Genomic DNA, 6,058 nt, shown 5'->3' with positions numbered 1-6,058 from the left:
GATGGTTCACCAGATCGCCAAGGCGGTCCGACGACATGTCCATGCCGTAGACCTCCCACGGCGTGGTTTCCAGGATGCGGCGCGTCAGGTGGTGGCCGATGAAGCCGTTGACGCCAAGAATCAGGACTCGCTTTTGCTGCATGGGTAGAACAGGTTAGCACTGCAAAAATAAAGCGCGCGCAGCGCGTGCATCGGACCGCCAGAACGCGGCCCCGATGCGCGGGCAAGCGCGCGAGTGTCGCGGGGGCTAGTTTGCGCCGCGCGGCGTTCCGGGCGGCACGTTGGTGGCCACCACGCGGCGCCAGTCGCGCGCGACGACATACAACGGAATCGTCGGCGACAGTTCCAGATAGGTGGCCGGCGACATCACGGCCATCGCGGGTTCGCCGCCCTTCCAGACTTTTTCGAATGCCGCGACGCTGGGCAGCCAGCGTTGCGGTTCCACGCTCGTGCCGAAGGTCAGTTCGTCGGCCTCGGCAACCATCGTGAGCGGATGGCGCAGATAAAACGGCAGCGTATGGTCGAGCATGCGCACGCCGTAGAGCTTCATGCCCGGCGTCAGCTGCTGGGCCACCTGCGGCGCCAGATCGGCGCCCGAGGCCGGGCCGCCAACGGTCTCATGCCCGAGCAGCGCCGCGGTGAATCCGAGATACATGCCCAGCGCGTACACCGCCACGCTGGGCAGAACGCCGCGGCGCAGCGCCGCGCGCGCCGCCGTTGCGCCGAGCAGCATGATCACGAACGCCACTGCCACCCAAATCGCAAAGCTGCGATAGAACATGTTGGGCGTATGGTTGGCATTCAGCGTCGCCACCACGGGGCTTGCCAGCAAGCCGCACGCGACCACGATCGTCATCCCCGTCAGGTGCTTGCCCCACGCGCGCACGTCAATGCGGTCGAGCGCCATGCCAGCCAGGATGCCCAACGCGGGAATAACCGGAACGATATAGCCGGGCAGCTTCGAGCGCGACAGGCTGAAGAACACGAAAATCGCGATGGCCCAGATGCCAACCATCAGCGCGGGGCGAAAGCGCGCCTCGCCTTCCACCGGCGTGCGCATCGCGTTCCACATGCGCGGAAACAGACTCGCCCACGGCAGAAAACCGCCGATGATCAGCGGCACGAAATACACGATCGGGCCGCCGCGCGAGTGGACATTCGACGTGTAGCGCTGCCAGTGCTCGTGAATGAAAAAGAAATTCAGAAACTCGGGGTTGCGCTGCGCCACCAGATAGAACCACGGCACGGCAATCGCCAGCATCACGACCGCCCCGGCGGTCAGGTGCAGCCGCCGCCAGATGCCCCAGTCGCGCGAGACCAGCGTATAAACCACCAGCACCAGCCCGGGCAGCGCAATGCCGACCAGTCCCTTGGTCAGGATGGCCACGCCCATCGCCGCCCAGCACGCCAGCATCCAGGCACGTCGGCCGTTACGCGACGTGGCTGGATGCTGCGACATCAGCATGCAGGCCAGAATGCAGGACATCACGCCGGCCAGCGTCATGTCGAGCGTGTTGAAATGGGCGGCCACGCTCCACATCGGCGCGGCCAGCAACGCCAAGCCGGTAAACGCGGCGGCGCGCGCGCCAAACCAGCGCCACGACGCCAGCATCGACATGCCGATGCCGAGCAGCCCGGCCAGCGCCACGGTCAGCCGTGCCTGCCATTCGCCCAGGCCGAACAACGCGTAGGTCAGCGCAGTGACCCACATATGGAACGGCGGCTTTTCGAAGTATTTGAGCGCGTTGTAGCGAATCGTCACCCAGTCGCCGGTGGCCACCATCTCGCGCGAGATCTCCGCGTAGCGCCCTTCGTCCGGCCCCACCAGATGGCGCAGGCCAAGCGAGCCAAACCAGACCAGCAAGACCAGGGCCACGAACGCCACTACCCAGCCGGTGGAAACGGACCACGCCGGGGCGCGCGGTCCCGCGGCGGCGGGTGATGCAGGGGCGACTTCGGAGATCGCTTGGTGCGTGCTCGCCTGAATTTTGGTGGGGGGCATTGGGATCCCGGGGGCTGGAAAAACGCGAAGCGCGTGCCTTGCCAGCACGCGCATGAAAAAAGATGATTGTCGAATTTGTGCGCGCAGGTTATGAGATGCACCTTAACGCCAGATTAAGCGTGCAGCGGCCTGCGGGCGATGCTACCCTTTGGCCCGTTCGATGTGCACTAATCGACCCGTTCCAAACCCCTAATTCAAACCGTTGTTTTCAGACTGCCAATCATGAGGATTCTTATCGTTGAAGACGACACCATGCTTGGCGACGGGCTGCAGCGTGGGCTCAAGCTGATGGGGCACGCGGTCGACTGGTTCTCTTCCTGCGCCGAAGCCGATCGCGCGGTGGCGGCAGTGCACTACGACGCCGTGCTGCTCGACCTCGGCCTGCCCGACGACGACGGCATTGCACTGCTCAAGCGCTGGCGCCAGCAGGGCCGCACGGTACCGGTGGTGGTGCTGACCGCGCGCGACGCCGTGCAAAGCCGTATCGGCGGGCTCGATGCGGGCGCAGACGACTATCTGGTCAAACCCGTGGATCTCGATGAACTGGCCGCGCGCCTGCGCGCCGTGACGCGCCGCGCGGCCGGCATGCCCGAGCCGGTGTGGCGTCATGGACCGCTCGAATATCAACCCGCGGCGCGGCTGGCGACGTGGCAAGGCAAGACCGTCGACCTGACCAGCCGCGAATCGATGCTGCTGGAACTGCTGCTGACCTACCCGAACCGCGTGCTGACGCGCGAATTCCTGCGCGACAAGCTCTACGACTGGGAAAAAGGATCGGAAAGCAACACGCTGGAAGTGCATATCCATCATCTGCGCCGCAAGCTGCATCCCGGCATCGTGCGCACGCTGCGCGGCGCGGGCTATACGCTCGGTTCGCTCGAAGCGCTCGGCGCCCCGGCCACGGAGCCGACCGCCGGAGAGGATGCATGACGCTGCAAAGGCGGCTACTGCTGGCCGTTCTGGCCACGGTGGCGTTTGCCTGGGTACTGACCAGCGTACTGGTCTACCTGAGCGCCCAGGAGGAAATCAACGAGCTCTATGACACGGCGATGGTCCGCATGGCGCAGCAGATGCAGGCCATGCTGCCGCTGGTGCACCCGGGGTCGCCCGCGGTGTCGCCGCCCAATGGCGGCGAGGGCCCAGCGCCCGGCGACGCCGATCTCGGCGACATGGGCGACGCCGGCCTCGGCGACCTGGCGATTGCCGCCTGGCGTCCCGGCGGCGAGGCGCTGCACATCGACCCCGAAGGCGACCGGCTGCCCCGCCTGGGCGGCGTGCGCGGCTTCACCGAACGCAAAATCGACGGTGTTCCGTGGCGCCTCTACTACCTTGACGACCCCGTGGAAGGCTGGCGCGTCTGCGTCGGGCAGATCCTGGCCGAACGCGAGGAACTGGTCGTGTCGTACCTGCAGGCGCAGGTACTCCCGTGGGTGCTCGGCCTGCCGCTGCTCACGTCGTTGCTGATCTGGGCCGTGCGCCGCACGTTGCGCCCGATGTTGACGTTATCGCACGCGATTGCCGATCGCGCGCCCGGCGATCCGGCGCCAATGTCGATGGACAACGTGCCGTCCGAACTGACGCCGCTGGTGCGCGCAATGAACCAGATGCTCGATCGCGTCTCCGCGCTGATCGAGCAGGAACGCCGCCTGACCGCCGACGCCGCGCACGAGATGCGCACGCCGCTGGCCGCGCTCAAGGCCCAATGGGAAGTGGCGCGGCGCTCGCCCGATCCGGACGAACGCATCCAGGCCGCCGCCAAGGTGGAGGCGGGCCTGGACCGCATGAGCCATCTGGTATCGCAGTTGCTGACGATGAGCCGGCTCGAAGCCCAAGGCGCCTTTGCCGAACGCACCCCCGTGGACTGGCGCGAAGTGGCGCAGCATGTGTTGAGCGATTGCCTGCTGCTGTCCGAACGCCGTCAGGTCGACATGGAAGTGCTGTGGCCGCCGGCCGGGCAGACGCCGCCGCAGCTGTGCGGCGATCCCACGCTGCTTGGCCTCATGCTGCGCAATCTGATGGACAACGCGCTGCGCTACAGTCCTGCCGGGACCGTGGTCACGCTGGCGTTCGAGCCGGACCGCATCGTCGTGTCCGATCGTGGGCCCGGCGTCGTGCCGGAGCAGCTGGAGCGTCTCGGCGATCGATTCTTCCGCACTGCCAATCAGCACGAACAAGGCACCGGACTGGGCATTTCCATCGCTCGCCGTATAGCCGTGCTGCACGGGCTGTCGGTCGAGCTGGCCAATCGCGCGCCGGCCGACGGCACGGGACTCGTCGCCACCATCCGGCCCGTCGCGCCCGCCGTGGCGAACTGCGCCGAGCCCACCCACGACACGATCGCGTGATCCGCGCGAGAGGCATACCCATGCGCCAAGTCTGGCAAGTCTTTGCGGTCTTCCTGCGTCTGGGCCTGACCTCCTTTGGCGGCCCGGTTGCGCATCTTGGCTATTTCCGTGACGCCTTCGTGGTGCGCCGGCGCTGGCTCAGCGAAGCCGCCTACGCCGATATCGTCGCGCTTTGCCAGTTCTTGCCGGGCCCCGCCAGCAGCCAGGTGGGCATGGTGATGGGGTTGTCGCGCGCTGGCTATGCGGGCGCGCTGGCGGCGTGGATCGGCTTCACGCTGCCGTCGGCGCTCGCACTGATGGTGTTTGCGCAGGGCATCACGCGCTTTGGCTGGCTGCTGCCGGCCGGCGCGCTGCATGGCTTGAAGGTGGCCGCCGTGGCGGTGGTGGCGCAGGCGGTGTGGGGCATGGGCCGTTCGCTGTGTCCCGACGCGCCGCGCGTCACGCTGATGGGGCTTGCCGCGGTCGCGGTCACGCTGGCGCCGTCGCCGTGGTGCCAGGTCGGCGTGATGGTCGTCGCCGGCCTCGTCGGCCTGTGGACCTTCCGCACCGCAGATGCCGTGCCGCACGAGCCGCTGCCGATCCGCATCGGCCATGGCGTCGCCCTGTCCTGCCTGATCGCGTTTGCGGCGCTGCTGGTGGGCCTGCCGCTGGCCGCACGCTTGTCCGGCACGCATGCGATGGCGCTGTTCGATGCGTTCTATCGCGCCGGCGCGCTGGTGTTCGGCGGCGGCCATGTCGTGCTGCCGCTGTTGCAGGCCGCCGTGGTGCCGACCGGCTGGGTCGACAACGACACGTTCCTGGCCGGTTACGGCGCCACGCAGGCCGTGCCCGGTCCGCTCTTCACGTTCGCCGCGTTTCTTGGCGCGGCCGGCGCCGTGGCGCCGAACGGCTGGCTCGGCGGCGCACTGTGCCTGGTGGCGATCTTTGCGCCATCGTTCCTGCTGGTGGTGGGCGCGCTGCCGTTCTGGGAGCGCCTGCGCCGGAATCGCGGCGCGCGTGCGGCGCTGGCCGGCATCAATGCAGCGGTGGTGGGGCTGTTGGTCGCCGCGCTGTACAACCCCGTATGGACCAGCGCCGTGCTGCACGCCGCCGACTTTGCGCTGGCACTGTGCGCACTTGTCGCGCTGACCGCATGGCGCGCACCGCCGTGGCTGGTGGTGGCGGCCTGCGCGCTGGGCGGCTGGGCCTTGCAGACGATCGGCCTGGGCTGAGTCGGACAGCCGGCTCACAGTGCGTCGCATCTGCAGCGCCTGCGCTCTGTTTGCATTAGCCGGGCAGCGCCGCCGCATCGTACTGGGCCGCGAATTCGGCAGACGGCGCAATCGGCGTGATGATGTCGACGAGCACGCCGTTCGGATCTGCCGTGATGAAATGGCGCTGGCCGAACGGTTCGTCGCGCAACGGCAGCAGGATCGGCAGGCCCGCACGCTGCATCCGCGCATATACCGCATCGACATTTTCGACTTCGAAGTTCAGCAGTACGCCAGCCGCCGTCCGGCCGCGCGCGATGGCGGGAATGGTTTCGTGATCGGCATGCAGCACCGCGAGGTTCATATGCGGATCGGCGCGCGCCTGCAGCTGCATGTACCAGTCAGCGCTGAACAGCGGCTGAAAATCGAAATGTTCGACAAAAAAAGCAGAGGTGGCAGCCACATCGCGAGTGGCAATCACGGCGTAATGACTGGTGAGGCGTAGCGGCGTCGATTCCATG

Annotated in this window: 6 protein-coding genes; 3 read left to right on the top strand and 3 right to left on the bottom strand. The window is 67.3% G+C overall.

All coding sequences use genetic code 11. From position 1 onward, the window contains the following. Together F7R19_RS23035 and F7R19_RS23030 are read right to left on the bottom strand one after the other, a co-directional pair. Positions 1–142 (bottom strand): NAD-dependent epimerase/dehydratase family protein (locus F7R19_RS23035; protein WP_150982134.1); only part of this gene is annotated, 142 nt, incomplete at its 3' end. A gap of 105 nt (positions 143–247) precedes the next feature. Next, complete coding sequence (locus tag F7R19_RS23030) at positions 248–2,002, bottom strand: glycosyltransferase family 39 protein (protein WP_150982133.1); 1,755 nt, start codon at positions 2,000–2,002, stop codon at positions 248–250. Between the two features lie 222 nt (positions 2,003–2,224). Between F7R19_RS23030 and F7R19_RS23025 the strand changes: the two genes are divergently transcribed. From F7R19_RS23025 to chrA, 3 genes are read left to right on the top strand one after another with little or no spacing between them, the layout of a single operon-like run. Beyond that, positions 2,225–2,932, top strand: a complete 708-nt coding sequence (locus F7R19_RS23025) for a response regulator (RefSeq protein WP_061959222.1) — start codon at positions 2,225–2,227, stop codon at positions 2,930–2,932. Further along, positions 2,929–4,347 carry an ATP-binding protein gene (locus tag F7R19_RS23020; protein ID WP_150982132.1) on the top strand — a complete coding sequence of 473 codons (1,419 nt, stop codon included), beginning with the start codon at positions 2,929–2,931 and terminating at the stop codon, positions 4,345–4,347. Before F7R19_RS23025 ends, F7R19_RS23020 begins: the two co-directional genes overlap by 4 nt. A 20-nt stretch (positions 4,348–4,367) precedes the next feature. Further along, on the top strand, positions 4,368–5,558 hold the full coding sequence (gene chrA, locus F7R19_RS23015; RefSeq protein WP_150982131.1) for a chromate efflux transporter: 1,191 nt from the start codon (positions 4,368–4,370) through the stop codon (positions 5,556–5,558). Between the two features lie 55 nt (positions 5,559–5,613). Here the strand turns inward: chrA and F7R19_RS23010 are convergent, their stop codons facing one another. Then, positions 5,614–6,057: a VOC family protein gene (locus tag F7R19_RS23010; RefSeq protein WP_150982130.1), complete on the bottom strand. Its 444-nt coding sequence runs from the start codon at positions 6,055–6,057 to the stop codon at positions 5,614–5,616. Position 6,058 lies beyond the last annotated feature (1 nt).

The sequence above is a fragment of the Cupriavidus pauculus genome (assembly GCF_008801835.1).
GTDB lineage: Bacteria > Pseudomonadota > Gammaproteobacteria > Burkholderiales > Burkholderiaceae > Cupriavidus > Cupriavidus pauculus.
Note: the sequence above shows the minus strand (reverse complement) of the source record. Positions and strands in the feature narration are given on the sequence as shown.

What these genes read in the sequence shown, in the direction of transcription:
- F7R19_RS23030 (WP_150982133.1), bottom strand. Translation starts at nt 2,002, where the DNA reads ATGCCCCCCACCAAAATTCAGGCGAGCACGCACCAAGCGATCTCCGAA.
- F7R19_RS23025 (WP_061959222.1), top strand. Translation starts at nt 2,225, where the DNA reads ATGAGGATTCTTATCGTTGAAGACGACACCATGCTTGGCGACGGGCTG.
- F7R19_RS23020 (WP_150982132.1), top strand. Translation starts at nt 2,929, where the DNA reads ATGACGCTGCAAAGGCGGCTACTGCTGGCCGTTCTGGCCACGGTGGCG.
- chrA (WP_150982131.1), top strand. Translation starts at nt 4,368, where the DNA reads ATGCGCCAAGTCTGGCAAGTCTTTGCGGTCTTCCTGCGTCTGGGCCTG.
- F7R19_RS23010 (WP_150982130.1), bottom strand. Translation starts at nt 6,057, where the DNA reads ATGGAATCGACGCCGCTACGCCTCACCAGTCATTACGCCGTGATTGCC.